26 protein-coding genes and 1 pseudogene are annotated in these 24,572 nt (G+C 41.6%); 9 read left to right on the forward strand and 18 right to left on the reverse strand.

Annotated elements, in window-relative coordinates; all coding sequences use genetic code 11:
* Positions 1-36 precede the first annotated feature (36 nt).
* On the reverse strand, positions 37-1,107 hold the full coding sequence (gene hemE, locus FTU98_RS03700) for a uroporphyrinogen decarboxylase (RefSeq protein ID WP_180050442.1): 1,071 nt from the start codon (positions 1,105-1,107) through the stop codon (positions 37-39).
* A gap of 271 nt (positions 1,108-1,378) precedes the next feature.
* Between hemE and FTU98_RS03705 the strand changes: the two genes are divergently transcribed.
* The gene (locus tag FTU98_RS03705) at positions 1,379-2,623 is read left to right on the forward strand and encodes a L,D-transpeptidase family protein (RefSeq protein WP_004971948.1); all 1,245 of its coding nucleotides are present in this window, start codon (positions 1,379-1,381) and stop codon (positions 2,621-2,623) included.
* Positions 2,624-2,825: 202 nt separating this feature from the next.
* Positions 2,826-3,518: a pirin family protein gene (locus FTU98_RS03710; protein WP_004971950.1), complete on the forward strand. Its 693-nt coding sequence runs from the start codon at positions 2,826-2,828 to the stop codon at positions 3,516-3,518.
* Positions 3,519-3,656: 138 nt separating this feature from the next.
* Here FTU98_RS03710 and FTU98_RS03715 read toward each other — a convergent pair whose 3' ends face one another.
* From FTU98_RS03715 to FTU98_RS03755, 9 genes are all read right to left on the reverse strand, one after another.
* Positions 3,657-4,712, reverse strand: coding sequence for an ArsO family NAD(P)H-dependent flavin-containing monooxygenase (locus FTU98_RS03715; RefSeq protein ID WP_373424807.1), 1,056 nt, complete (start codon positions 4,710-4,712; stop codon positions 3,657-3,659).
* 240 nt (positions 4,713-4,952) lie between these two features.
* Complete coding sequence (locus FTU98_RS03720) at positions 4,953-5,825, reverse strand: transporter (RefSeq protein WP_004971953.1); 873 nt, start codon at positions 5,823-5,825, stop codon at positions 4,953-4,955.
* A 155-nt stretch (positions 5,826-5,980) separates the two neighbouring features.
* Positions 5,981-6,901, reverse strand: a complete 921-nt coding sequence (catA, locus tag FTU98_RS03725; RefSeq protein ID WP_180050445.1) for a catechol 1,2-dioxygenase — start codon at positions 6,899-6,901, stop codon at positions 5,981-5,983.
* Between the two features lie 189 nt (positions 6,902-7,090).
* Positions 7,091-8,152 (reverse strand): NADH:ubiquinone reductase (Na(+)-transporting) subunit F, encoded by a 1,062-nt coding sequence (locus tag FTU98_RS03730; RefSeq protein WP_180050448.1) that lies wholly within the window; start codon positions 8,150-8,152, stop codon positions 7,091-7,093.
* Positions 8,153-8,220: 68 nt separating this feature from the next.
* Positions 8,221-8,583: a phenol hydroxylase subunit P4 gene (locus tag FTU98_RS03735; protein WP_104853300.1), complete on the reverse strand. Its 363-nt coding sequence runs from the start codon at positions 8,581-8,583 to the stop codon at positions 8,221-8,223.
* Between the two features lie 117 nt (positions 8,584-8,700).
* Positions 8,701-10,227 carry an aromatic/alkene/methane monooxygenase hydroxylase/oxygenase subunit alpha gene (locus FTU98_RS03740; protein WP_004971966.1) on the reverse strand — a complete coding sequence of 509 codons (1,527 nt, stop codon included), beginning with the start codon at positions 10,225-10,227 and terminating at the stop codon, positions 8,701-8,703.
* 92 nt (positions 10,228-10,319) lie between these two features.
* Positions 10,320-10,586, reverse strand: coding sequence for an MmoB/DmpM family protein (locus tag FTU98_RS03745; RefSeq protein ID WP_004971969.1), 267 nt, complete (start codon positions 10,584-10,586; stop codon positions 10,320-10,322).
* An 11-nt stretch (positions 10,587-10,597) separates the two neighbouring features.
* Positions 10,598-11,602 (reverse strand): aromatic/alkene monooxygenase hydroxylase subunit beta, encoded by a 1,005-nt coding sequence (locus FTU98_RS03750; protein WP_180050451.1) that lies wholly within the window; start codon positions 11,600-11,602, stop codon positions 10,598-10,600.
* 19 nt (positions 11,603-11,621) lie between these two features.
* Positions 11,622-11,915: a phenol hydroxylase subunit gene (locus FTU98_RS03755; RefSeq protein WP_004971972.1), complete on the reverse strand. Its 294-nt coding sequence runs from the start codon at positions 11,913-11,915 to the stop codon at positions 11,622-11,624.
* Between the two features lie 417 nt (positions 11,916-12,332).
* On the opposite strand from FTU98_RS03755, the gene mobR reads away from it, so the two are divergent.
* A complete protein-coding gene (mobR, locus tag FTU98_RS03760) occupies positions 12,333-14,021 on the forward strand; it encodes a phenol degradation transcriptional regulator MobR (RefSeq protein WP_179991127.1) in 1,689 nt (562 codons plus the stop codon).
* Positions 14,022-14,067: 46 nt separating this feature from the next.
* On the opposite strand, the gene FTU98_RS03765 is transcribed toward mobR, so the two are convergent.
* The 5 genes from FTU98_RS03765 to FTU98_RS03785 form a co-directional block, all read right to left on the reverse strand.
* Positions 14,068-14,487 carry a DsrE family protein gene (locus FTU98_RS03765; protein ID WP_004971976.1) on the reverse strand — a complete coding sequence of 140 codons (420 nt, stop codon included), beginning with the start codon at positions 14,485-14,487 and terminating at the stop codon, positions 14,068-14,070.
* Between the two features lie 258 nt (positions 14,488-14,745).
* Complete coding sequence (locus FTU98_RS03770) at positions 14,746-15,243, reverse strand: DUF2505 family protein (protein ID WP_004971978.1); 498 nt, start codon at positions 15,241-15,243, stop codon at positions 14,746-14,748.
* 165 nt (positions 15,244-15,408) lie between these two features.
* The gene (locus FTU98_RS03775) at positions 15,409-15,693 is read right to left on the reverse strand and encodes a hypothetical protein (protein WP_096900962.1); all 285 of its coding nucleotides are present in this window, start codon (positions 15,691-15,693) and stop codon (positions 15,409-15,411) included.
* Positions 15,694-15,705: 12 nt separating this feature from the next.
* Positions 15,706-16,284, reverse strand: coding sequence for a nicotinamide riboside transporter PnuC (pnuC, locus tag FTU98_RS03780; protein ID WP_154320936.1), 579 nt, complete (start codon positions 16,282-16,284; stop codon positions 15,706-15,708).
* A gap of 157 nt (positions 16,285-16,441) precedes the next feature.
* On the reverse strand, positions 16,442-16,927 hold the full coding sequence (locus tag FTU98_RS03785; protein WP_154320937.1) for a hypothetical protein: 486 nt from the start codon (positions 16,925-16,927) through the stop codon (positions 16,442-16,444).
* 281 nt (positions 16,928-17,208) lie between these two features.
* Here FTU98_RS03785 and FTU98_RS13910 point away from each other — a divergent pair, with 281 nt between their 5' ends.
* Positions 17,209-17,367 (forward strand): hypothetical protein, encoded by a 159-nt coding sequence (locus tag FTU98_RS13910; protein ID WP_257220009.1) that lies wholly within the window; start codon positions 17,209-17,211, stop codon positions 17,365-17,367.
* 15 nt (positions 17,368-17,382) lie between these two features.
* Positions 17,383-17,676 (forward strand): annotated as a pseudogene (locus FTU98_RS13915) (GNAT family N-acetyltransferase); the annotation flags it as partial.
* A gap of 101 nt (positions 17,677-17,777) precedes the next feature.
* On the opposite strand, the gene cysN reads toward FTU98_RS13915, so the two are convergent.
* Complete coding sequence (gene cysN / locus FTU98_RS03795) at positions 17,778-19,394, reverse strand: sulfate adenylyltransferase subunit CysN (protein ID WP_154320938.1); 1,617 nt, start codon at positions 19,392-19,394, stop codon at positions 17,778-17,780.
* Between the two features lie 144 nt (positions 19,395-19,538).
* On the reverse strand, positions 19,539-20,447 hold the full coding sequence (gene cysD, locus FTU98_RS03800; protein ID WP_171501131.1) for a sulfate adenylyltransferase subunit CysD: 909 nt from the start codon (positions 20,445-20,447) through the stop codon (positions 19,539-19,541).
* 352 nt (positions 20,448-20,799) lie between these two features.
* Between cysD and FTU98_RS03805 the strand changes: the two genes are divergently transcribed.
* The 3 genes from FTU98_RS03805 (at position 20,800) to FTU98_RS03815 (ending at position 22,042) form a co-directional block, all read left to right on the forward strand.
* Entirely contained in the window at positions 20,800-21,330 is a 531-nt protein-coding gene (locus tag FTU98_RS03805) for a hypothetical protein (RefSeq protein WP_180050454.1), read from the forward strand.
* A gap of 125 nt (positions 21,331-21,455) precedes the next feature.
* A complete protein-coding gene (locus tag FTU98_RS03810; RefSeq protein WP_180050456.1) occupies positions 21,456-21,764 on the forward strand; it encodes a type II toxin-antitoxin system RelE/ParE family toxin in 309 nt (102 codons plus the stop codon).
* Positions 21,761-22,042 carry a HigA family addiction module antitoxin gene (locus FTU98_RS03815; RefSeq protein ID WP_004971994.1) on the forward strand — a complete coding sequence of 94 codons (282 nt, stop codon included), beginning with the start codon at positions 21,761-21,763 and terminating at the stop codon, positions 22,040-22,042. The genes FTU98_RS03810 and FTU98_RS03815 overlap by 4 nt, the downstream gene beginning before the upstream one ends.
* 73 nt (positions 22,043-22,115) lie before the next feature.
* Here FTU98_RS03815 and lysS read toward each other — a convergent pair whose 3' ends face one another.
* A complete protein-coding gene (gene lysS, locus FTU98_RS03820) occupies positions 22,116-23,642 on the reverse strand; it encodes a lysine--tRNA ligase (RefSeq protein ID WP_096900968.1) in 1,527 nt (508 codons plus the stop codon).
* Positions 23,643-23,958: 316 nt separating this feature from the next.
* Between lysS and FTU98_RS03825 the strand changes: the two genes are divergently transcribed.
* Positions 23,959-24,465: a YqiA/YcfP family alpha/beta fold hydrolase gene (locus tag FTU98_RS03825; protein WP_026438299.1), complete on the forward strand. Its 507-nt coding sequence runs from the start codon at positions 23,959-23,961 to the stop codon at positions 24,463-24,465.
* Positions 24,466-24,572 lie beyond the last annotated feature (107 nt).

Genomic DNA, 24,572 nt, shown 5'->3' on the forward strand with positions numbered 1-24,572 from the left:
TACATCTACAAATGATCCATCTATATCATTGTGCGATTATAGATATTTGGCACTGTATTCATGAACCGTGTCGATAAATACTTTAGGACGTTCAGGGTCTACCCACTGGGTAATACCATGCCCTAAGTTGGCTACATAACCTGTTTTTTCACCATTGGCATAGGCATCATCTAGCATCGCACGTGTTGCTTTGGCAATTGCTTCAGGTGAACCGTACAAAGTGGCTGGGTCTAAGTTACCTTGCAATGCGGCACGACCACTCACCGTTTGACGTGCGACATTTAACGGTGTTGTCCAGTCCAGACCAAAAGCATCTGCACCTGTTGCAATCATTGGCTCCAGCCATTGACCGCCACCTTTGGTAAATAAAATAACAGGGATTTTACGTCCATCTTTTTCACGTTGCAGACCTGACACAATTTTCTGCATATAGTGGAGTGAAAATTCAAGATATTCACGATGGGCCAATGCACCGCCCCAACTGTCAAAAATTTGGACTGCCTGTGCGCCTGCACCAATTTGTGCATTTAAGTATTCGGTCACTGCATCGGCCAAACGGTCTAATAGTGCATGTAAAACTTCAGGCTGTGCGTACATCATGTTTTTGGTGAAACGGAAATCTTTGCTTGAACCACCTTCAACCATATACGTTGCCAAAGTCCATGGACTACCTGAAAAACCAATTAAAGGCACTTGTCCGCCCAAAGCAGAACGAATGGTCGATACTGCATTCATGACATAGTCTAAGTCTGACTTGGCATTAAATTTAGGTAAATTGGCAACGTCTTGCTCGGTACGCACCGTTTTATGAAACTTTGGCCCTTCGCCTACTTCAAAATACAGACCTAAGCCTAATGCATCGGGTACAGTTAAAATATCTGAAAATAAAATCGCAGCATCTAATTCATAACGACGCAAAGGCTGTAAAGTCACTTCACAGGCAAATTCAGTATTTTTGCATAGAGAAAGAAAATCTCCTGCCTGCGCACGTGTAGCACGATATTCTGGTAAATAACGTCCTGCCTGACGCATCATCCATACGGGCGTGCAATCTACTGGCTCACGTAATAAGGCACGAAGAAAACGATCATTTTTTAAGGTCGTCATTTACTTTCCCAACTCATTTTCAATCTTGCAGCCATCATATCAAAAAGGTTGAAGTTTTAATAACTTCATTTCTTGCTCGTCTTTTCAGCCTATTCTAAGTGTTCAAATTCAGCTTACGTTTATGTGAAATACATCACACAAACAAAAGTCACTGTAAAATTGGGGTTATCTTGCATATTTACACAAAACAACTACTGCATCTCCTTAGTTTTTCTGCAATACTTGGCTAGTTTTTATCTATGTAAATGAATAATTCTCAAGGTTGAATTACATGTTGGTTCGCACAATACTCGCAATGAGTTTAAGTTGCATTTTTGCAGGGACTACTTTTGCTGCATCTACTGCTGAACAACCGTTAAATCCACAAGTGATTAGCAATACCGCTATTGAAGATCCGATTGATCCTTTAGCGACAGAAGCATCGGCTGCACAAAATAATCTAAATGCAACAGACACTGCTATTACGCAACAAGAACAAAATGATTTAAATAAGGCTTCAAAAACCTTAGATGATCTACACAAAACTGAAGATACCACTGCCGATGTAGGCACTGCACCAACAAAAAGCTCTGCAAGCCAAACTGCTACATCCAACACAGCAGCACCAAAAGCTTCATGGACTTTAGATGGTTTAAATAATGCCACTTGGTATGAAAATATTGGTAAAGGTCAGTTCCCTGTGTATGCACGTGCACACGTGATGCTGAACAATTCACATGCTTCTCCAGGTGCAATTGATGGCACTAGTGGTAAGAACACCCTAAAAGCAATTGCATCATTCCAGCAAATGAATGGCATTAGCCCAACGGGTATTTTAACCAAAGAAACTTGGGATGCGTTGGTTGCACGTCAAGGTTCACGTCCTGCATTTGTAGAATACACGGTTACTGAAGCGGACTTAAAAGGTCCTTATGCGAAATCTATTCCGCATGACTATGCAGAACAAGCCAAAATGAAAGGCTTGTACTACACCCGCGTAAGTGAAATGTTAGGTGAAAAATTCCACATGGATGAAAATTTCTTAAAGAAATTAAATCCGAATGCAACATTTAATAAAGTGGGTGAAAAGTTATTGGTGACCAACGTTCGCAATGACTTACCTGAAGACATTCACCTGATTGTGGCGCACAAAGGTGCAAAACAACTGTATTTGTTCAACAAACAAAACCAAATGGTCGGCTCATTCCCAGCAACCATTGGCAGTGCAGATACTCCATCGCCAACAGGTACTTATAAAGTGACAGGTGTTGCACCAAACCCATGGTACAGCTATTCACCAAGTAACTTTATTCAGGGCAAAAACTTAAAACCGCTGTCTTTACCACCAGGCCCTAACGGCCCTGTGGGGAATATCTGGATTGGTTTAAGTAAAAAATCATTCGGTATTCACGGCACACCAAACCCATCGACCATTTCAAAAACGGCGTCGCATGGTTGTATCCGTTTAACCAACTGGGATGCAAACGATTTAGGTCGTAAAGTACGTTCTGGCGTGACTGTAAAATTCCTTGAATAATCAGTGATCGCTTTAAACCGCAAAAGACCCACGTTTTTACGTGGGTTTTTTAATGCCGCGATAAAACTCTAAAATGTCTAGGTTCTGCAAAAAATCTACACATGTTGCAATTTTAGAACGGCATGTTGCAGTTCGCCTCTAGGTCGGCTGCGGTGAAAAGATTAAGATTAGTTCAAGTTAAAAAAATGATAGGAGCATTATCATGAATGCTTATTTACACCGTAGTGAAGATCGTGGTCATGTGAAAATGGGGTGGTTAGACACCAAACATAGTTTCTCTTTTGGTAATTGGTATAACCCGAAATATATGGGTGTTAGTGCCTTACGTGTCATTAACGATGACCGTATTGCCGCACATAATGGTTTTGGTACTCACCCACACGACAACATGGAAATTTTGACTTGTGTATTAAGTGGTACGATTTCCCACCGCGACAGCATGGGCAATGAACGCCATATTACTGCAGGTGAATGGCAGTTAATGAGCGCAGGTACAGGCGTTCAGCACAGCGAAATTAACAATGGTGATGAAGAAGTACACATGCTGCAAATTTGGATTCAGCCGAATGTACGCGATGCAGAGCCGACGTATCAGCAAATTCAACGTGACCCAAATACAGCACCCAACCAGTGGCATTTAATTGTCGGCCCGAATGACAATGCCCCAATGCACATTCGTCAACAGGCAGAAGTAAAAGCAGCTGTTTTAGAAACTGGACATCGTTTAGAAGTTACAGCAACACAAGCGGTAAACTATGTGCATGTAATTCGTGGTGAAATCACCATTGGCGAGCAAACAGTTAAAGCGGGCGATGCTTTGTTATTTGCTGATAATGCTGTGATTGAAGCAAAAGAAGACAGCCAGTTCATTTGGTTTGATTTACCAAAACAGTAAGTCCTGACTGTCACCTTATTATGATTGAGCATCTTTAATTTTTTGAGTTACCCTCTTGCCCTCTTCTACAGAGGGCTTTTTTATGGCTGAAATTGCATGATTCATTTTTTAAACACAGTTTTTGTCACGTTAATGACTTTACGCTGTTGTCTGCAAATACGCAGCAATTTGCTCTGCCACATTCCGTGCGGTTCGGGAAACACCAATTAAAGTTGCCGAGGCTGCGCCTGTCCAATCGCCATAACCAACCAACCATAAATTTTGCTGTTGTAACGCTCGATTTTCTAACACATCGACTGTGCCTTGTGCATTAACCACATTCAAACTTTGTAAATGCGACAATGCTGCCTTAAAACCTGTGCACCAAATAATGGCATCAATTTCCTGTTCGCGCCCATCTGCCCAAACTGCACTATGTTCGGTTAAATAGTCAAATGGCGGCAGACCATGTAATACATCACGTTGCCGTGCTTCTTTGACACTTGGAATCATCACAATATCGCCCAAACCACCGATCGGTTGTTCAATACTGCGACCTTCCTGCTGGGCTTTTAAGCGCTCCGTGGCACGTAAAAATAAAACCCGTCCATCTACATCATCGGCTAAAAAACTTGGCGGTTGCTGTGTAACCCAAAAAGTTTCGGCCACTTTAGACACTTCTGCCAAAATTTGTGCGCCTGAGTTACCCCCGCCGACAATCATGACTCTTTTGCCCTGAAAAGCATTGGCATTGCGGTAATGAGCCGAATGAATTTGTGTGCCTAAAAAGCGTTCGCGTCCTGTATAAGCAGGAATAAAAGGCTGACTCCACGTTCCAGTAGCACTCACAGCGGCTTTGGCTCGCCAGCTTTGCTGTGCCGAACACACAATTAAATCATTGCCTTCCTTCAGGACTTTTTCGACCTGCACAGGACGCAGCACAGGAAATTGATAGCGTGTTTCATACGCTGTTAAATAGTCAATCACTTCTAATCGTTTCGGATATTCCTGTTCGGTTTTTGGCATTAACCAGCCGGACAAAGAACTCCATGTATTTGGAGAGAACAGCTGTAAAGAATCCCACGCATGTTGCCACGCACCGCCCGACTGCGTTTGATTATCCAAGATCAGAAAATTGATTTTTTGCCGTTTTAAAAAGTAAGCCGTGGCCAATGCTGCTTGTCCGCCACCAATAATAATTACATCGGCATCCATTATTTGATTCAAAATGGCTCTCCTGCTCGCAATACGCACCCTGTTGCTATGCCTAATCTTAGCGCATAAGTGCAACACGTGAGAGATTAAAAATTCAGTCCACCAAACTCAACTTATGGAAGCACGTAATTAGAAGCAAGCCATCTTGAAAAATGATGCTGCAAAAAAGACAAGTCTTTCAACTTGACTTTGTTTTGTAAGATAGCTTGATGTGCAACACTGCAGAATCAGGTTCGGGCTTTAAAAAGCCCAAACCAATTTCAAAGTCGAAGAGTGTCCTTCAGGACGATGTTCCACTTCGGTTTCTTTCAAAAACTTTGCTTCCAAAGACCAATTATCACGTTTGTATTGAATCGCGGGACCAAAAGATAGAGCCTGTCCTTTATTGCCAATACTGACACCATTCACTTCATCATCTGTGGTTTGTTTAAATACATAACCTTCGAGTGCCAATTTGACTTGATCATTCAATTGATAACCGATTGCATAATCTCCAGCGAAATAATCCCCCGACTGATAATTTGTGTCGTCATTTTCACTGTTGAAGCTATAAGACATTTTGGTGGAAAACTCCCAACCTTGCGGCTGCAAATAAGAATACGCAAAGATAGGACGAATGGTGTTGTAGTTCTTACCTAAGTTGGCAACTACAGGACGTTGTGGATTGGCATCTTCATAATCGCCTGTTGCGAGCACACCTTCTAAAGCAGCTACACTGTGATGATTGCCTTTATGCCAACCCAACATGCTGCCAATAATCAAATCGCCCAAACCACTGTTAGAGTCTGACATGCCCATCACATTTAAACGCAAATCGACCAAAGGCTGTGCAGCATATAAACCCAACTGACCGCCTGCAATGTGTTGGGGGGTCATCCATACCAAACGTGGAATATAGACATTCACATCGGCATGGAAATTGTCTGGGCCGTCTTTAAACTCACTGGCATGATAGTTCTGATAGTAGTTGAGTAAGTATACCCCAGCTGGTGGTAAAGCCCCTGCTGCAATGCCTTCTGCGCCTAATCCAAATGTATCTAAACCGTTTTCTGTTGCATTGACGTGTGTCGCCATGACACCCAAAAGCATGAGTGCCCAAATTTTGTTATTCATAGAACATCCTATTCAATAGAAATTTTGATGAAGTCTGCCTGCTGCGCCTGAATCATTCATGCGCGAACAGCCGACTTTTAAGGGCAGCATCAACAAAGAACTTGCTGATGCTGTATTGGCGAACGTGTTAAAACTTTGTGTTTTAAGGTGTGGGATTAAGCACTTGCACGACGACGTTCAACTTCAGTCGATGGTGCATTTGCAGTGTCTTTGACTAATTCAAAGTTAAAGGTGATGTGCTTAAATGGTTTGTCTAAACCACGGCGCTGAATTTCTGCAGCATCGGTCACATCTACCGCTGTTGCAACCAGACCTTCACGGGTCGCAAATGCGAAGTCATCCCACAGGTATTGATCACCTTCAATGTTAAATTGCGTAGTGAGTTTGCGGTAACCTGGTGCAGAAATGAAGTAATGCACGTGAGATGGACGGTTGCCATGACGACCTAGTTTGTTTAATAAAGCTTGAGTCGTGCCGTCTGGTGGGCAGCCATAACCGACTGGCATGGTCGTTTGCGCCACATATTTACCATTGGCATCACTGAAAATAGTACGGCGTAAGTTAAAGTCAGACTGAGATTTATCAAAGAATGAATAGTTACCTAAACCGTTGGCATGCCAAACTTCGACTTTGGCATTTTCAATGATATTGCCATTGGTGTCAGTGACTGTACCTTCAATAATTAACGTATCTAAATGGTCTGATTCTGAACCATCATCCATACGCGCAAAACCGACTGATTCAGGCGCACCTGCAACATAAAGTGGCCCTTCAATGGTACGTGGTGTACAGCCTGTTACGCCTGCTTTGGCATCGGCTTCATCGGCACGTAAATCTAGATAATGTTCTAAACCCAAACCTGCTGCAAGTAAACCAAGTTCATTGGCTTTGCCTGCATCGGTAATATATTCCAGACCTTTCCACACTTCTGAAGGCTGAATGTCTAAATCTTCAATGGCTTGAAATAAATCTGCCACTAAACGCACCACTATTTGCTGCACACGCTGATCGACAGGGCGTGTAGCGGTGTCTACGTTCATTTCCTTCACTAAAGTATCAATTTGTTGACGGTCCATGTAACTCTCCTTGGCTATTTTGGCTTTGCTGGTTGTCGCATTGCTATTTTGGCTTTTGACACTGCCTTACTGTGTTGATGATGGTGTCAGTGCTGAGCTAAATGCCTCAACACTGACCGACTTCCTTGGAAACTTTTTATCTATTGCAATTCGATAGGCTCAGTACAATATTGCAGCACCTATCCACTTTTAAATATGTTTAAACAATGCTGAACGTGACTGACCACTTGCACCATCGGCAGCACTCAAGAAGCGTTCAGTGTGAATATCACGTTCAAACAAACGGCTTTGCATTAAGGTCGAAATTGCTGCATCAATCATGACTGGTGGGCCGCATAAATAGGCTTTGTGTCCACCGCAACGCTGCTCAAAATAATCGGCAACCGCTTCATGCACATAGCCTGTAAATCCTGTCCAATGGTCTTCTGCTTTAGGTGCATTTAATGCAGGAATGTAGCGGAAGTTTGGATAGTCTTTGACTAACTGCTCAAACAGTTCTCGGTTATATAATTCCGCAACATCACGCGCACCTTGGAATAGGTAAATGGTGCGGGTATCACCCGACTCTAGTAAGTCTAAAATCATAGATTGCGGGCTAGATAAACCTGAACCACCTGCAATAAAAATCGCATCCTGATCATCCGATTTACGTACAAAGAATTGTCCGTATGGCCCTGAAATTTCCAGTGCGTCGCCTGCCGCAAGCTGCTCATGCACATAGGTCGTAGCACTGCCGCCCACAACATGACGAATATGCAATTCAATAATGCCTAGTTCGCTTGGTGCATTGGCAATTGAGAAGGCACGAGTGCCTTCAATACCCGGGAATTGCACGTTAATGTATTGCCCTGCCTGAAACTCCATCGGGCGGTTTAACTGCAAGCGCACACCTTTAATGGTTGGAGATAAGTCCTTTACCTCAAGGACTTTGGCCTGATAATCCTGAACCAAATATCCCAAGAAATCTGGGTCTTCATCAACATCGGCTTCAATGGTCATGTCTGATTCAGGCTTACAGCAGCACGCCAACACTTTGTGTTCTTCACGTTCCAAATCCATCAGCGCGAAAGGTGACGCTTCGCCGACATCATAATAACCATCGGTGACTTGGACTTTACAAGTGCCGCAAGTGCCATGCCCACAAGCAAATGGCAACCACACGCCTTGACGTAACGCGGCATCTAAAATGGTTTGATCTTCTTCAACCTCAATGGTTGCGCCAATTGGCTCAATTGTGACTTGATAGCTCATCTGCGACCTCCTGTCTTGTACTTACTGACTGTGCTTTGCTGTCTTTATTTTGTTGTGATCTTACTGTTTTAAACGTGTGCGCCCTTGTACCCATTCAGTCCTGGGGTCACAAAACGCAGTAGTGATTTTTGATCGAAGCCAATTTCTGCCAAGGTCTGTTCAGGGCGTGGCTGAATTACCTGTTTGTTTAAAGTAAATTGCACTTCATCCCATTTAATGTTTTCAAAGTCAGGATGTTGATGGAAACCCGCCTGCATTTGCTGATCCAAAAATTCCTGAAAGGTTTGCTGCGGCGAAACCAACATGGCGTGTGCAGAACAATATAAAGTGTGATGATCCCAACCCACATACACCAAAATGTTGTCGCCATAGTGTTTTTGTAGGTCGCGTGGTTCAAAGTCGTAATCTGGGCGAATAGCGCGTACTGACATGGTCATTCTCCGTATTGGGGTGGTTTGAGCCGCAAATGACTCAAACCGAAATCCTTTTAAATTTGAATCTTGAAATAACTTAAATTTTAGATATTTACTTTAGATAGTGAATGCGTGTTAAGCCGCATCACCTTTCCATTTTTTCCAGCGTTGCTGGTCTGGTGAACCTTCAATATCCAAGTTATCTGCACCGACATTGAAGCGATAATATTCGCGCAGCATGTTTTCCAAATCTAAGCCACCACAGTTGCCTTGTAGAATTTGGTTCACTGGCAACCATGCCTGCACATATTTTTCAGGTTCACGTTCAAAAATATCGTGACAACCATCTGAACAGGTGTGGTAACGCTCGCCTTTATAAACAGACTCACGATACGTAAACATGGTCGGATCGCCATCCATTTCGGTGAAAGTCATTGGCACTTGGCAAATTTGGCACAATTGCGGTAAGCCTGCGCTGTAGAAACGCTTGCCTTCTGCTTCCATCTTGCGTGCTAACTCCCACTTTGGACGGTAGTATTTGTCAAAGGTGTCTGGATATTTTTCAGATAACCAATCCATTTCCTGATCGGTTGGAATCCAAGTATGGAAACCTGCTGCATGACCGAAGTTATAGAAAATCCACCACGCTTGATGCGACACGTGTTCTTTTTCTTTGGTAATTACTTCTGAATATTTCGGCATACGAATACCGTAACGGCTCAAGTCTTTAAATAACGCACCGCCCGCTTCTTCAAAGTAGGTTTCCCACGCTTCTTTCCACGACATCACTTTGTTTGGCAGCATGTAGTCCATCATCATGCCAACTATAGATAACAGACGAGTCCCACGCCAGAACCACTTATCAATCCATTCCTGTACGATTGGCACGTTATCTTCGTGTTGTTCTAACAAGAATTTCACGATTTCTAGACCTAAAGTCATGTGACGTGCTTCATCGGACTGTGCACTAAAACCAAAGGTGACCGTTGCCATATCGCCATTGTGTGCTGCACCTGACATGAACGGTACGAACAACAAGTTGGTCAATACATATTCAAAGGCAAAGCTAATGGCTAACAAGAACTCAAACGGCCCTGCTGAACGCGCATCTTCAAAGAAAGATTTTGGTACAGACAAGTACCAAACGCGGTCATGCATGTGCGACCAATCCTGAAAACCATCAAAGAATTTGTTGTAATGGCTCATGGCATGAATTTGCGTCTGCACGTGACGTAATTCATCAATCGACTGCATTTGTGATGCGATACGTGCGCCTACACCACTGAACTGACGCCCTACATGTGCATAACCTTGGAATGCCTGATATTCAAGCGGAGTTACCGCAGTTAAAAACAGTTTGATGGCATTCAAATAACGCTCATTGGTCACGTTCATTTGACCGTTGTTTTGTGCAAAAGCATCAAAAATGGCGTAAAGTTTTTTCTCTTTTTCTGCCTGATACTTCCAGTAAGCATCCATGGTTAAACGGAATGGATCTTCCCATTTAGACCAGTCTGTAATTTTAATGCCTTCAAATTCTTCGTATGGAAAGGCTTCTTTGCGGTCTGCATAAGAAAAGTCCCAATCCAAGTCACGAGTAAGTGCGCGATAACGGTCTTTGGCATTCAGTTTTTTTGCTGGGGTTTTAACTTGTGAATTCATGCTCATCATCCTTAAATTTTTTAGCGGCAATCTATGCAGCAATATGTTCTGGCGGCACTGTACTCAAATTGGCTCAGTGCACATCCTTATTCCTAGTTCCAGTGCAAACGGAAACTGTCATCATCTTCTTCGACGTTGCCGCCCAACGTAATCATGTTGAGTTGTAAAGACTGAATATCCCAATCTTGTCCAAGTTTTTCAGATACCGTTTCTGCTTTAACAATCAGACCTGTTTCGCTTTCTACCCGAATCATGGCTGGCAGATATTGAATCGTGGCATCTGGGTTGTCTTCTTCAATCGCTTCAATGATGTAGCGCGACGTGTCATTGTCCTGTAATGCGAGATAAACCTTAGACATGCTGCTTCTCCTTAAGCCTGCAAAATTTGTTCGAGTTCGATGCCAATTTTTTTACTGCGTTCCAGCAGTTTTTGTTCTGCAATGTCGACTGCATCTGCAGACAACGCCTCAGCTGCCCACGCTGCAAATGCCGCTTTCACTTCAGGTAAATATTCGGCTAACCACTGGCTCAACAATTGTTTGTTATGTGCAGATTCTGCAGCTGCGGTTTTAAATACGCTGTCTGACCATTTGCGTAAATCTGCCATGGCTTCCTGCATAAATTCCATCAGCATCGCCAAGTCACGTGCTTGATGCTGTGCCAGCCATTGATCAAATTGGGTGTAAACCAATTCGCTCATAAAGCTGTCAATCACCAAGTTTTGTAATAAAAACAGTTTGAAATAGTCCTGCTCGATCAAACTGGTTTCACACAACTTGCGCAGTCCTTGCCATGCTTCATCCTGCATCCATGCTTGTTTGGCTGGAATTAAAGATTCGCCCGTGTTGCCATCGAGTGCCAAACCAACCCGTGAGATGTACTGCGCCATCCCTAAACGATCCATCGCAGCATAAATACAGGCTTGGGTCAGCACCGTGCCATAACCATAAGCACTGCCCGACATCATGTGTAAATTGGCAGTCTGTTCGATATGACGAAACGGCAAACACAAGGCAATCACTTTGGCTTTGACATCTTCAGAAATATGCTCTGCCAACTGACGCTTTTCAAAAAAGCTAAAGTTACTTTCGGCAATGTCCTGCAAACGCGCACGATGCTGCACATAAGTTCCGTAATAAAACTGACGCGGGTCTTTAAATGCATACCAATCCTGCATTTCAATTGCAGTATGGGTTTTATCATTTAAGGTTTTTTCAGGTTTCCACAGCGGACGATAGTGAAAGTTGGTTTCCGCCTGAATATCAAAACTGACTTCCTGATAACGGGTGGCTGGCTTGTTGCCAAAACGGCGCTCAATATAGGCATAGTTTTGACGAATTGGCTCAATACCCGCTGTTTTAATTTCTAAAGTCATCGCTTATCTCCTTAAGCATTCAGTGTTGATCTTCATGATCAATGTTGTATCGCTGTGCACCGACTAAAGTGTCGTGTTCAATGCCGTAACGCCATTTGTCTTCTTCAGCATCATTCACGGCTTGCTGTTGTTCGCTCATTTCCACCACTTGATTGGTTGCGCAGAACTCGCGGAATGCTTGCTGCGGTAACACCAACTCCACATATAAAGTGGGATCGTGAATGGCAAAGTCGAACTCGACAAATGCGGCATTAATATCGCCCGTTACCCGAATATATTTGGTTAAGGGCAATGCGCCTGTTGCATCCTTCATATTGTTCTCCTACAAGATCTGATTCATTCAGAACTTGCTTCAGTTGCTTCATGCATCTGTTGCTTACTTTTACTATTACAACAAGCGTGCCAACTTTATAAAAACATTGAAAAACAGCAACTTAAAAAATCTGAGTGTTTTTATAAGAATTTGGATTTCATGATTTGATGAATTTTGATGTTTAAAAAATTTAAGATTTCATGATTTGATGAAATACAGCCCGTACAGATACAAAAATTTACCCTTAGGCTTTATGCAATTCGCTTATGATAAAGACGGAATAAAAACAACAAAAACATATAGATACAACTAAATACCTTTAAGGTTTGGCATGATGCTGTTTAGGTATTATTGAATTTTCACGAATTTGCATAAGATGGCTAAACAGCCTCGAATTTAATGGATTAAACACGGCGCATGGTACGAGTAAAATACGACAGCAGCGGCAAATATGCAGGTCATCCTCAGGAAATTCACGACCTGCTTTCCAAACTACATTTTGACACTGAGCGTGGACAAATCTGGTTTGATGAATATCGCATGTTGCTGATGCATACCAGCATCATGGGCTATTTGCGTAAAGACCTTGCCAATATGATTGGGATGGAACGCACCAAACGCTTTTTTATTCGTTTGGGCTATCAGGCAGGTCTGAAAGATGCAGAAGTCACTACTAAAATGCGCCCAGGTTTAAATGAAGAACAGGCTTTTATGGCAGGGCCGCAAATGCACGGTATTCGTGGCATGGTGCAAGTTTCTGCCAATCAATTGATTTTAAATCAAAAGAAAAAACAGTTTTATGCAGACTTAAACTGGCATAACTCTTTTGAAGCCGATGTGCATGTTGAGCAATTTGGACTGAGTCACGAACCTTCCTGCTGGATGCTGCTGGGCTATGCTTGCGGTTACAGCAGTTTTGCCACAGGCATGACCATTATTTATCAGGAAGTGGAATGTAAAGCCTGCGGGCGTGAGCATTGCCGTATTATTGGTAAACAACTCAGTGAATGGGAAAATGCCGATGAGCTGATTCAGTTCATGTCGCCTGAACCGATGGAACAGGAACTCATTGCACTGCAAGCCGAATTGTATGAACTGAAAAAGTCGATTTATGCCACCAGTAAAAATGACTACAGCATGTTCAGCTCAGTCGGACAATCGGCGGCTTATCAGCGGGTGTGTGACTTACTCAAAAAAGCCGCAGGTGCCAAAGTGTCGATTTTGCTGCAAGGTGAAACAGGGGTCGGAAAAGAAGCCTTTGCCCGTGGTGTGCATGAACTGAGTCAGCGTAAAGAACATGCTTTTGTTGCGGTCAACTGCGCGGCAATTCCACCTGAACTGATTGAATCTGAACTGTTTGGTGTTGAAAAAGGTGCATTTACAGGTGCACATCAATCACGCTTAGGTAAATTTGAACGCGCCCATGGCGGTACTATTTTTTTAGATGAAGTGATTGAACTTTCGCCACGCGCTCAAGCGGCTTTGCTGCGTGTGCTACAAGAAGGTGAAGTGGAACGCGTTGGAGATTCGCAAACCCGTCATATTGATGTTCGCGTGATTGCTGCAACCAATGAAGATTTAGAACAAGCGGTTAAAGCAGGTCGTTTCCGTGCCGATTTATATTACCGTTTAAACATTTTTCCTGTGCAGATTCCACCGCTGCGTGAACGCCGTGAAGATTTACCATTATTGGTTGCACATTTCTTAAAACGCTTTGAAAAAATGTATGACAAACAAATTCAAGGCGTCAGTGAAAAAGCCACTAACTTTATGCAAAGCTATGCGTGGCCTGGCAATATTCGTGAACTGGAAAACCTGCTCGAACGTGCGGTACTACTGACGGAAGATCAACAACTGATTAAACTGAATGCCCTGTTTCCGCAAATGCACAGCGACCATACTGTAGATGAGCAAGACAGCGTAGATTTAGACACGCTTTTAACCGAAGGTTTTGATTTAGAACAGCATGAGCAACAACTGATTATCACCGCGATGCAAAAAGCCAAACACAATGTATCTGAAGCGGCACGCTTATTGGGAATTTCCCGCGCTGCACTGGATTATCGTTTAAAAAAAATACGCCATGCGCTAGAAATTCCGCAATAAAAAAGCCCTGTTTTTCAACAAGGCTTTTGCATTTCAAGCAGCCGAATTACCAGCTCAGTGTCTGAGTGCCTGGACGGAAAATTGCTTCACCCATAGCATCTGGATTGGCATATTTCAGACCTTTCATTAAGTCACCTTCAACAACACCGTACTGCTCCATACACATTTTGCAGATATACACATCACCACCTTTGGCGATAATACTTTTCAGCATGTTCTGATGCTCTGCATATTTATGTTCAAAGCGGTTAGATGCCAACATTACGCCTTGATCGACCAAATAAATCGTCAGTGGATGACCTTTGCCAAATTGGTTATTGCTCATGCCAATTGCCATTTTGGTGCGGTGCGCATCACTGCTGGTAAGCAAGACAAAAAGTGGATCTTTTTTGCTCTCTGCCATTGCTGGAGATAGACTGGCAAAGGTCAGCAAAACCGATAAACATAACAACTGAATCAATTTCATGGCAGAACTCACACTCAATTTAAATCTGGTCAAAATATTAGCATAATAAATATACTATATTTAAATAATAAATTAAGACGATAGTCTGTATGCAATAAAGCCAAGCACTAAACTTTTTCAAAAATCAAAAATTGATCACTGTAAAATGACCCCAGCATCAACAATCACAATTCAATACGTCCAAAAAACAAAGCGCCACCGAAAACGGCAGCGCCAAGCATGTATTTAAGAGCAATCTTTTCTAGTAGAAATGAAGGGTTAAGCCGCTAAATTTTTCTTGAGTTCATCTTCTACAATACCAATTTCCAACTCACTGAAACGACGGATTTCCCCTTCTGCATGTTTTTCCAACATGCCGCCAATCAATGGCACTTTAACCTTAATTGTCCAGTTTAATTGAATATCAATTTTTTCATGGTTGCCTGTCACACTACGCTCGCCTTTAGCTTCTAAAGGCAAGTTTGCACCAAGCTCCACGGTAGAAGTAAGCGCCGTTAAATGGGTCACATCATTGCGTTTTAAACGAAATGCATCTTTTAATAATTTTTTAGCCATATCTGGAATATTCACATCTAAATTATAAGCACGGCGTAAAGTGTAAATATCACCGTTCTTTTTAGATTCTAAAATTTCCAAATTTTCACCAGGAATACGCTTGCAGACTGCTTCATGCAAAGCAACATCTGCCACTAAACGCTTAAATTCGTCAATTGAAACGCCATGAATGGTGGCGTTTACAGTAAATTGATGAGCCATTTGAGTTCCTTTTATTTTGTTTATTGATGGAGTAGGTCTAGCATCATCGTGCAATATAATTTGGCTGATGCTCAACGGGTATAAGCTGTTTTATATCCTAAATACAACTTTATTTTCAGGCTATTAAAATGTTTTTTCCGCCTGCTGTCATTGACTCTATTTTGTCTATTCTGTGTGAATGATGCCAAATTCAGCGGCATAGGTTTCATGGCTATAAATAGTTAAATAATGCCCATAAAATTCAATTTTGGCATAAAAATGTTCTGCGCCATCATCTAGTCCTGTGGAACACCATGTCGTCCCTTTGGGGAAATCATCTAACCACTGGGCTTGGTAAAAATCTGCAATCGAATCAAACTGTAAATAACGCTCAGGATACGCTAAAATATCCAATGCCAATAAATCAAATTGTTTAAGCTGCGCCTGTTTAAAATCAATTAAATTGCTCATCGCTACACGCCATCACACCGCAGAATGTGCCGCATGTTGTTGTCGGATTTTATGCCATTCACGCCAGCCCAAATAAGCAAGAACCACAAAACCTGCATATAACACAGCCGTTAACAGCAACTCTTTGTAAATAAACATGCCGATATACACCAGATCGACCACAATCCATAACACCCATGTAGCCAAGTATTTACGACTGGTCCAATAGGTTGCCAATAGACTCATAACTGCCAGTTGTGCATCCAATAAAGGCAGTGAAGCCTGCGTCCACCACTTTAAACTTAGCCCAAACAGTAAACCCAGTATGCTACTCAGTGCAATTTGCAGCCACATTTTAGAGAGTGGCAAGCTTTGAATGATGATATGTTGTTTTTGCTGCTGTGCAGTTTTCCACTGGAAAAAACCATAAACAGCCATGCCCATAAATAGGGTTTGTAATACCGTTTCGCCATACAATTGATATTCAAAGAACAAATAGGCATACAGCAAACAGGCAATAAAATTCACCACCCAGCAAGCTATATGTCGCTTAATGGTTAAGGTCACGCCTAAAACACTAATCAACACAGCAATGATTTCTAAAACTGACATTGATGCTGCCTATGTAAAAGAAAAAGGCATGATACCTCTTTTCGGGAAAATAGCGCAAAACTCAACATTTAACCAAACACTTAACTGACAAGAAGATGCTGCAATTAATTTTCAAGAAACCTCTGTAAAATCATAAACATAAAATCAGACATGAAAATCAATCTGTTTGAAACTGCTCTGAATTATTGTATTTATGCTCTTGCCCAAAGCGGTCTACATGGGTAATAAAAACTCCGTATTTGCCGACAAAATATTCAAGGGATTGCTCGTAAAAACTCCAGTAAATTGACCACTCCCCCAAGTCTAACTGACGAATTTGCGTATGTGCTTTGGCAGGCATTTTATTCAGCACTTCTTGTTGAATAGTTTCGGCATCTTCAGGGTCACGACTAGATACTTTTAAGCTTAAAAATATTTCTGCGATATCATCAAATAATTGCTGTTCGTATTCGGCAACTTCTTCCACCACCTCTTCTACAGGGCGCGGTGCTTTGTGGGTAATCGGGTCTTGGACAATATTGGCAATATTGGCAATATCTTGACAGCTTTGCTGAAAAGTACGATTAATTTTTATTTTGAACCAGACTTTCCAGACTGCATATACGGCAATCAACAACAAAATCCATAACAATAGTTTTGCCATCTTGGTCTTCGCTCTTATTTCAGGCGTTTCAATAAAGTATAACCATTTCAGGGCTTAGCGTCTATTCGCTGCTGCACGCTTCAACGCTTATGCTTTAACAGATGATTCCATCCATGCATCGCTAAAAAGTGCAATGCTCAATTACACAATGATACCGATTGCCTTAAAAATAGGACTTGTGCTGCAGTATAACGCAGTAAAACACAACAATTTTCTGCTATTTCTTTAAACACTTTTCGCTTCCAATAGAGCCTTGTTTTTATCTATCACCCTAAGCCTAGATGATTAGAGCTGCACAAATTCAAGATGTCGCCAATTTGGTTGCGGTATTACACGCCAGTATTCGCTCTTGTATTCAAGATCATCAACGCAATGAAGCCAAAATTCAGGCATGGCTAGAAAATAAAAGCTATGAAAATATTTTAATGCTGCTGCATTAAAACAATTGTTGGGTCTATGTCTTACAGCATGTGGTGGTTGGCTTTATTATGATGAGTGATCGCGGGCAAATTTTACAACATGCCATTGCCCCCGAAGTACAACAACGCGGTATTGGTCAAGCCTTGTTATTTGAAGCAATAAGCGATTTAAAGCGCAAAAATGTATCGCACATGAGTGTATTTAGCACACAGACTGCTTTAAGTTTTTATGAAAAAAATGGCTTTGAAATACAACCTCAAAAAATTAGCTATGGGCACTTCACACCCATGCTCAAACATCTCAATGGCGAACCCTTAGAGCACACTTAAAAAACAAACTTTCCAATATAGTGAACGCACATAAAAAAACCGCTTTCAGGTGAAAGCGGTTTTTTGGGGATGTGGATTCGATTTTATAAACGAATCTAATTTTATAAGCGAACTAGGGCAATAATTTTTTCTGCCAGTTCTTCTGTAGCTGTCGCAGTCAACTCTGCATCTGCACCACTGTTTACATCACTAATGACCACAATGCCCGTTTCGCGGAGTAATGCAACCTGCGCAGCATCTAAACCTGCTTTGGCAATGGCAACAATACCCTGCTGAATCAGCAAGCTTTCAAGTGCTTGTGACTGTTCAAGTGCTTGGCTTGGTACACATACCGCTGCAGGTTTTTGACCCAAACGTGCAGCACGGTCTTCGGCTGTTACAGGTGTACTGTGTGCAGTCCATTCTACGCAAGCTTCAACCATACCTGCGCCAATGGTCACGTTATTTAAACGATCAATGAAAATAAACGAACCCGTATAACGACTGTCTTGATAACGGTCAAATACCACAGGCGCATCAAATTCGATGGTGACATTGGCAATTGCATTCAGTTCAAGCTGTTCAACCTGCACCTGTTCCAAAGTATTCACATTGGTACGGTAATGAATGGCTGTGACTTTTGCAGGCACAGTTTGTGTACCCACTTTTAAGTTATACAGCTTGCCAATAGATAGTGGCTGATCAGCCATCCACACCACAGTGGCATTTACAGCACGTGAAATTTCAGGACGCACTTGATCTTCACGCACCAACACATTACCACGTGAAATATCAATTTCATCGTTCAGTGTTAGGGTAACTGCTTGACCTGCAATTGCATGTTCAAGATTGCCATCAAAAGTCACAATCTCTTTTACTGTCGAGCTTTTGCCCGATGGCAATGCCACAATGCGGTCACCCACATGAATATCGCCCAAAGCAATCGTGCCGCAGAAACCACGGAAGTCAAGGTTTGGACGGTTGACATACTGCACAGGGAAACGGAAATCATTTTGAGCCGAGTTACGGTTAATTTCTACCGACTCCAATGTTCCCATTAAAGTATCGCCTGTGTACCAAGGGGTATGCTCAGACTTGTTCACCACGTTATCGCCATTTAAGGCAGAAATTGGCGTGAAAATAATATTCGATGGTTTACGATCACCCAGTTGATTCACAAAGTTCGCATATTCCGTCTGAATTTCGTTAAATCGTGCTTCTGAATAATCCACCAAATCCATTTTATTGATGGCAACCACAATATTGTTAATGCCCAATAAACTAGAAATAAAAGTATGACGACGGGTCTGAGTTTGTACGCCATAACGCGCATCAATCAAAATAATCGCCAAGTCACAAGTCGATGCACCTGTTGCCATGTTACGTGTATATTGCTCATGCCCAGGTGTATCGGCAATGATGAACTTACGCTTTTCAGTAGAAAAATAACGATAAGCCACATCAATGGTAATGCCCTGCTCACGCTCGGCTTGCAAACCATCGACCAATAAAGCTAAATCAGGTGCATCGCCCGTAGTGCCGACTTTTTTCGAGTCACGAGTCACGGCTTGTAATTGATCTTCATAAATCAATTTTGAGTCATACAACAAACGACCAATTAATGTCGATTTACCATCGTCTACGTTACCGCAAGTTAAAAAGCGCAGTAGATCTTTGTTTTCGTGCTGTTTTAAATACGCCAAAATATCTTGGCTAATTAAATTCGATTGATGAGACATTACTCAAAGCTCCACATATTTTTTAGAAATCGGTTTTTTAATCTTTAATCCCTCTAAATCTCCCTTTTATAAAGGGAGGCTTTGCTCCGCTTTTTATAAGTCCCTCTTTATAAAGAGGGGTTTGGGGAGATTTTTCAGGAGAGATTAGAAGTAACCTTCTTGCTTTTTCTTTTCCATCGAGCCAGCTTCATCGTGGTCAATCATACGACCCTGACGCTCTGAACTGGTTGCCAATAGCATTTCCTGAATAATTTCAGGCAAGGTATTCGCTTCTGATTCGACTGCACCCGTAAGTGGATAACAACCTAAAGTACGGAAGCGTACCGATTTCATTTGTGGAACTTCACCTTCTAGCAACGGCATGCGTTCGTCATCAACCATAATTAAAGTACCACTACGCTCAACCACAGGGCGTTCTGCAGCCAAGTACAATGGCACTAAAGGAATGCTTTCTAGGTAAATGTATTGCCAGATGTCTAATTCAGTCCAGTTAGACAATGGGAACACACGAATGCTCTCGCCTTTGTTGACTTTACCGTTATACAAATTCCATAGCTCAGGACGCTGGTTTTTAGGGTCCCAACGGTGTTTGGCATCACGGAATGAATAAACACGCTCTTTGGCACGTGATTTTTCTTCATCACGACGCGCACCACCAAAAGCGGCATCGAAACCATATTTATCCAATGCCTGTTTTAAGCCTTGGGTTTTCATAATGTCGGTATATTTAGAACTGCCATGATCGAATGGGTTGATGTTGGCATCTACCCCTTCTTGGTTTTGATGGACAATTAAATCAAAACCGTGCTGTTTTGCCATGTTGTCACGGAAAGTGATCATGTCTTTGAATTTCCAGCCTGTATCGACATGCAACAGTGGAAATGGGAGTTTTGCAGGGTAGAATGCTTTTAAAGCCAAATGCAGCATTACCGCAGAATCTTTACCAATCGAATACAGCATGACTGGATTTTCAAATTCAGCTGCAACCTCACGGATAATATGAATACTCTCAGCTTCAAGCTGTTTAAGATGAGTAAGTCGTTCCTGATTTATTGACATTGATCACACCGGATATACTTAAACTTGTGTCCAAATAACACAGATAAAATTTGATCTTGATTATAGTGATTTAGTTATGCTAACTATTGCTTGTTTTATTATATTTATATGCAAAAAGCTCATATAAAAGAAAACCAATAAGCAGTATAAGTTTTATTTAATCAGTAATTTATTCTTTTATGGCCACAAATTTTAATGCCAATGAAATGAATTAACACAGTCAATTTTATACTTTTTAGCCTCACTTTTTCCAATAAGTTAATAGATTATTCATCTAATCTAACGCTTCTACCCCGCTAAAAAAATGCTTAAAGTAAAGCCATATTTTTAGTTTTAAGATTCTCCCATGCCGCATATTGAACCCATTAAATCCAAACTTGAACAGGCAAAATTGGCTGGTTTTTTCTATCAGCACAGCCCAGAGCTTTTGGTTTTTCAAGAACCACTGAATGATGATGGCTCCATGCTCAACGTGTTTGTGCAACACGAACTCAGTGCAGATCAGATTGGGCTGCAATTTGGTTTGCGTTGCCGTGATCAACAACTCTCCTTTTTAATAGGCGTGACGCATAGCAATCAAGACCGCAGCTATGAAATTGGTGCGGGCAATTTAAAGGCCGAACAAAAAGCCTTTAACTTAATGTATGCATTTTATAATTATCCTAAAGGTTTTTATTTGGTAGATGTGCCTTTAAATGCAACCACGGCAGAACTGCATCAAGCGATTGAAACGCAATTATTTTCGCAAGAAAAACTGGATTTCTTAAACACTGCTATTAAAACCAACCCCATAGGTACACAAGTAACTTGGATGAAAGCGCATATTTTACAGCAAGCTTTAGACATGAAAGTACGGATTCAGACGGCACTATTATAAGCCTCTTCACTTTAAAATTCTGCACATCACTCACAGTACACCAAGACCGCCCTGAACAGGTTGGTTGATTAAACTCGGAATTAACGTATACTATGCATATACACAATACACTTGGATACTAAGGCTTGATTAAGAGTTTTAAACATAAAGGTCTTCAGGCTTTTTTCCAAACTGGTTCAACAGCAGGTATTCAAGCAGCGTATTCTACAAAATTACGTTTAATACTTGCAGCACTACATGCTGCATCTACGGTGAATGATTTGCGAACTCCACCCAATTGGCGTTTACATAAATTGAGTGGAAATCTACAAGATCAATGGTCACTAACAGTAAATGGTAATTGGCGTGTAATTTTTAAATTTGAAGATGGTGATGTCTACATTGTAGATTATTTGGATTATCACATAGCTTCTAGCGCAGGAGTACAAAGATGAATATGATGTTTAATGCACCTCATCCGGGCGAAATGTTGCGCGAATATATTGGTGAAACTTCTGTGACTGAAGTGGCTCAAGCTCTTGGAGTGACACGTGCAAACCTATCTCGCATTTTGAATGGTCATACTGGAATTTCTGCAGATATGGCGATTCGTTTGAGTGAAGCCTTAGAAACCTCACCAGAGTTTTGGTTGAATTTACAAATGCAGCATGATTTATGGCTTGCCAGTCAACGCCAGCGACCTATGATCAAAAAATTGGTGGCAAGTGTTTAACTTTAAGTTACAACAAAAAAACAACCTGCATTTCTGCAGGTTGTTTTTTATGTCGTCAACGATGCGCTAAAACTTAGTTTTTATGACGCATGTGTGGGAATAAAATCACATCACGGATACTCGCAGCGTTGGCAAACAACATTACCAAACGGTCAATCCCGATGCCCTCACCTGCAGTTGGTGGTAAGCCGTATTCCAAAGCTTCAACAAAGTCTGCATCGTAATGCATCGCTTCATCATCGCCTGCGTCTTTTTCTGCAACCTGTGCTTGGAAACGCTCAGCTTGGTCAATCGGGTCATTTAATTCTGAGAAACCATTCGCCAATTCACGACCACCAATAAAGAACTCAAAACGGTCAGTAATGTGTGGGTTATCGTCATTACGACGTGCCAAAGGCGACGTTTCTGCAGGATATTCTGTAATGAAAGTCGGCTGACGTAATTGAGTTTCTACGGTTTCTTCAAACACGATGGTTTGTAGTTTGCCCAAACCAAAACCAGGCTTCACCTGTTCTTTCAATTCTTCCTGCACAAATTTAGCCAAGAAATCACGGTCATTAACATTTTCTGGCGTGAATTGTGGATTATGCTCAAGAATGGCATCAAACATAGAAATTTTCTTGAATGGGCCTTTGAAGCTATACACTTCATCGCCATACGGCACATCGGTAGTACCCAAAATATCCAAAGCCAGTTTTTCTAGCATTTGCTCAGTCAATGCCATCAAATCTTTATAGTCGGCATAAGCTTGGTAGAATTCGATCATGGTAAATTCAGGGTTATGACGTGTAGACACCCCTTCATTACGGAAGTTACGGTTAATTTCAAACACACGTTCAAAACCGCCAACCACTAAACGCTTTAAATATAATTCAGGCGCAATACGCAAGAATAACGGCATATCTAAAGCATTATGATGCGTTTCAAATGGACGTGCCGATGCACCGCCAGGAATCACATGCATCATTGGCGTTTCAACTTCCATAAAACGCTGTTCAGTTAAAAATGCACGAATACCCGAAACCACTTTGGCACGAATTTCAAAGGTTTTACGGGTGTCTTCATTTACGATTAAGTCTAAATAACGCTTACGATATTTCGCTTCGGTATCGCTTAAACCATGATATTTGTCTGGTAATGGACGTAAAGATTTGGTCAACAATTCAAAATGTTGAATATGAACATATAAATCGCCTTTGCCTGAACGACCAATATAGCCTTTCACTGCGATAATATCGCCCAAATCTAGGCTCTTGATCGTCTCTAATGTTTCAGCACTAAGTTCTTTACGCGCCACATACAACTGAATACGACCTGTCATGTCTTGAATTACGATGAATGAACCGCGGTTCAACATCACACGACCTGCTACAGACACATACACTTTTTCGCCTGCTTCAATTTCTTCTTTAGAAACTTCTGCGAATTGTGCCTGCAAATCTTCTGCGTAGTTTTCACGCTTAAACGTATTTGGCCAAGGGCTAGTTCCCTTCGCCTGCGCTTGTTCTTGAATTTGCTTTAACTTGGCATGACGCTGCGCAATTAAATCGTTTTCGGAAATAGTGGGTTCAGAAGTCGATTGAGCGTTATGTTGCGTCATCTCTGCCTCGAATAATTACTAAAAAAAGAAGTTCAATAGAATAGCAGATTTAGACACGATTTCGTATGCCTTCTCTGACTCGAGCAATTTATTTTTTAAATTGCCACTTGCTTTTGTGATTTTTTGTAGACTTAGACCAAAAGCTAACTTCTTTCTCAGGCTAAGCGCACTACAATATTGTTCAGAAAATAGATGAAAAAGACCGTATTTTGCTGTTTTTAAACCTGCTGATGTATCAGTCTAAATATTTTATTTTCTATCCACTTTATCTTTAGGCTCAGTTTGACTCAAGATGTTTAACTTTGTGAATCTGGCAATGAATACATGTGCTTTAAAAGTCTTGTTTTTACATGGATTAGATTCCTCGCGGGAGTCGACTAAATTCCATGCCATAGATGCAAAACAAAAATTTTGTATCAATGTCGATTATCGCAACTTAAATTATCAAACTGTTGCCGATTTTTATCACAATATCATTCAAAAAATTAAGCCTGAAATTTTGGTGGGACATAGTCTAGGCGGCTATTGGGCACTCAAAATGTCTTTGTCGCACCATATTCCGTGTGTGGTGGCAAATCCAAGTTTAGCTCCCACGTTTCGCAATGACTATCCTGCAATTTCAGATGATGACTTGCAGCACGATATTCCACAATTGGCTTATTTAGAATTGGGCGATGAAATTTTGGATATGCATGCCGCGCAAGCATTTTTAGAAAACTATATGCAGACCTCTACTTTTGAGTCTGGGCATCATCGCTTATTGCATCCAGAAAATATTAATTCTTGTATTCAGCAAATCGAACAAGCTTATCTTGCCAAATAAAGTCAAAGCTATCCATTAAAAATAATCAATTAAACATCACCCATTAAAAAAGCCTGATCACAACTATGGAGATCAGGCTTTTTTACAGCAGTTACAATAACTTAAAA

It is taken from the genome of Acinetobacter sp. YH12211, assembly GCF_013418015.1.
Lineage (GTDB): Bacteria > Pseudomonadota > Gammaproteobacteria > Pseudomonadales > Moraxellaceae > Acinetobacter > Acinetobacter towneri.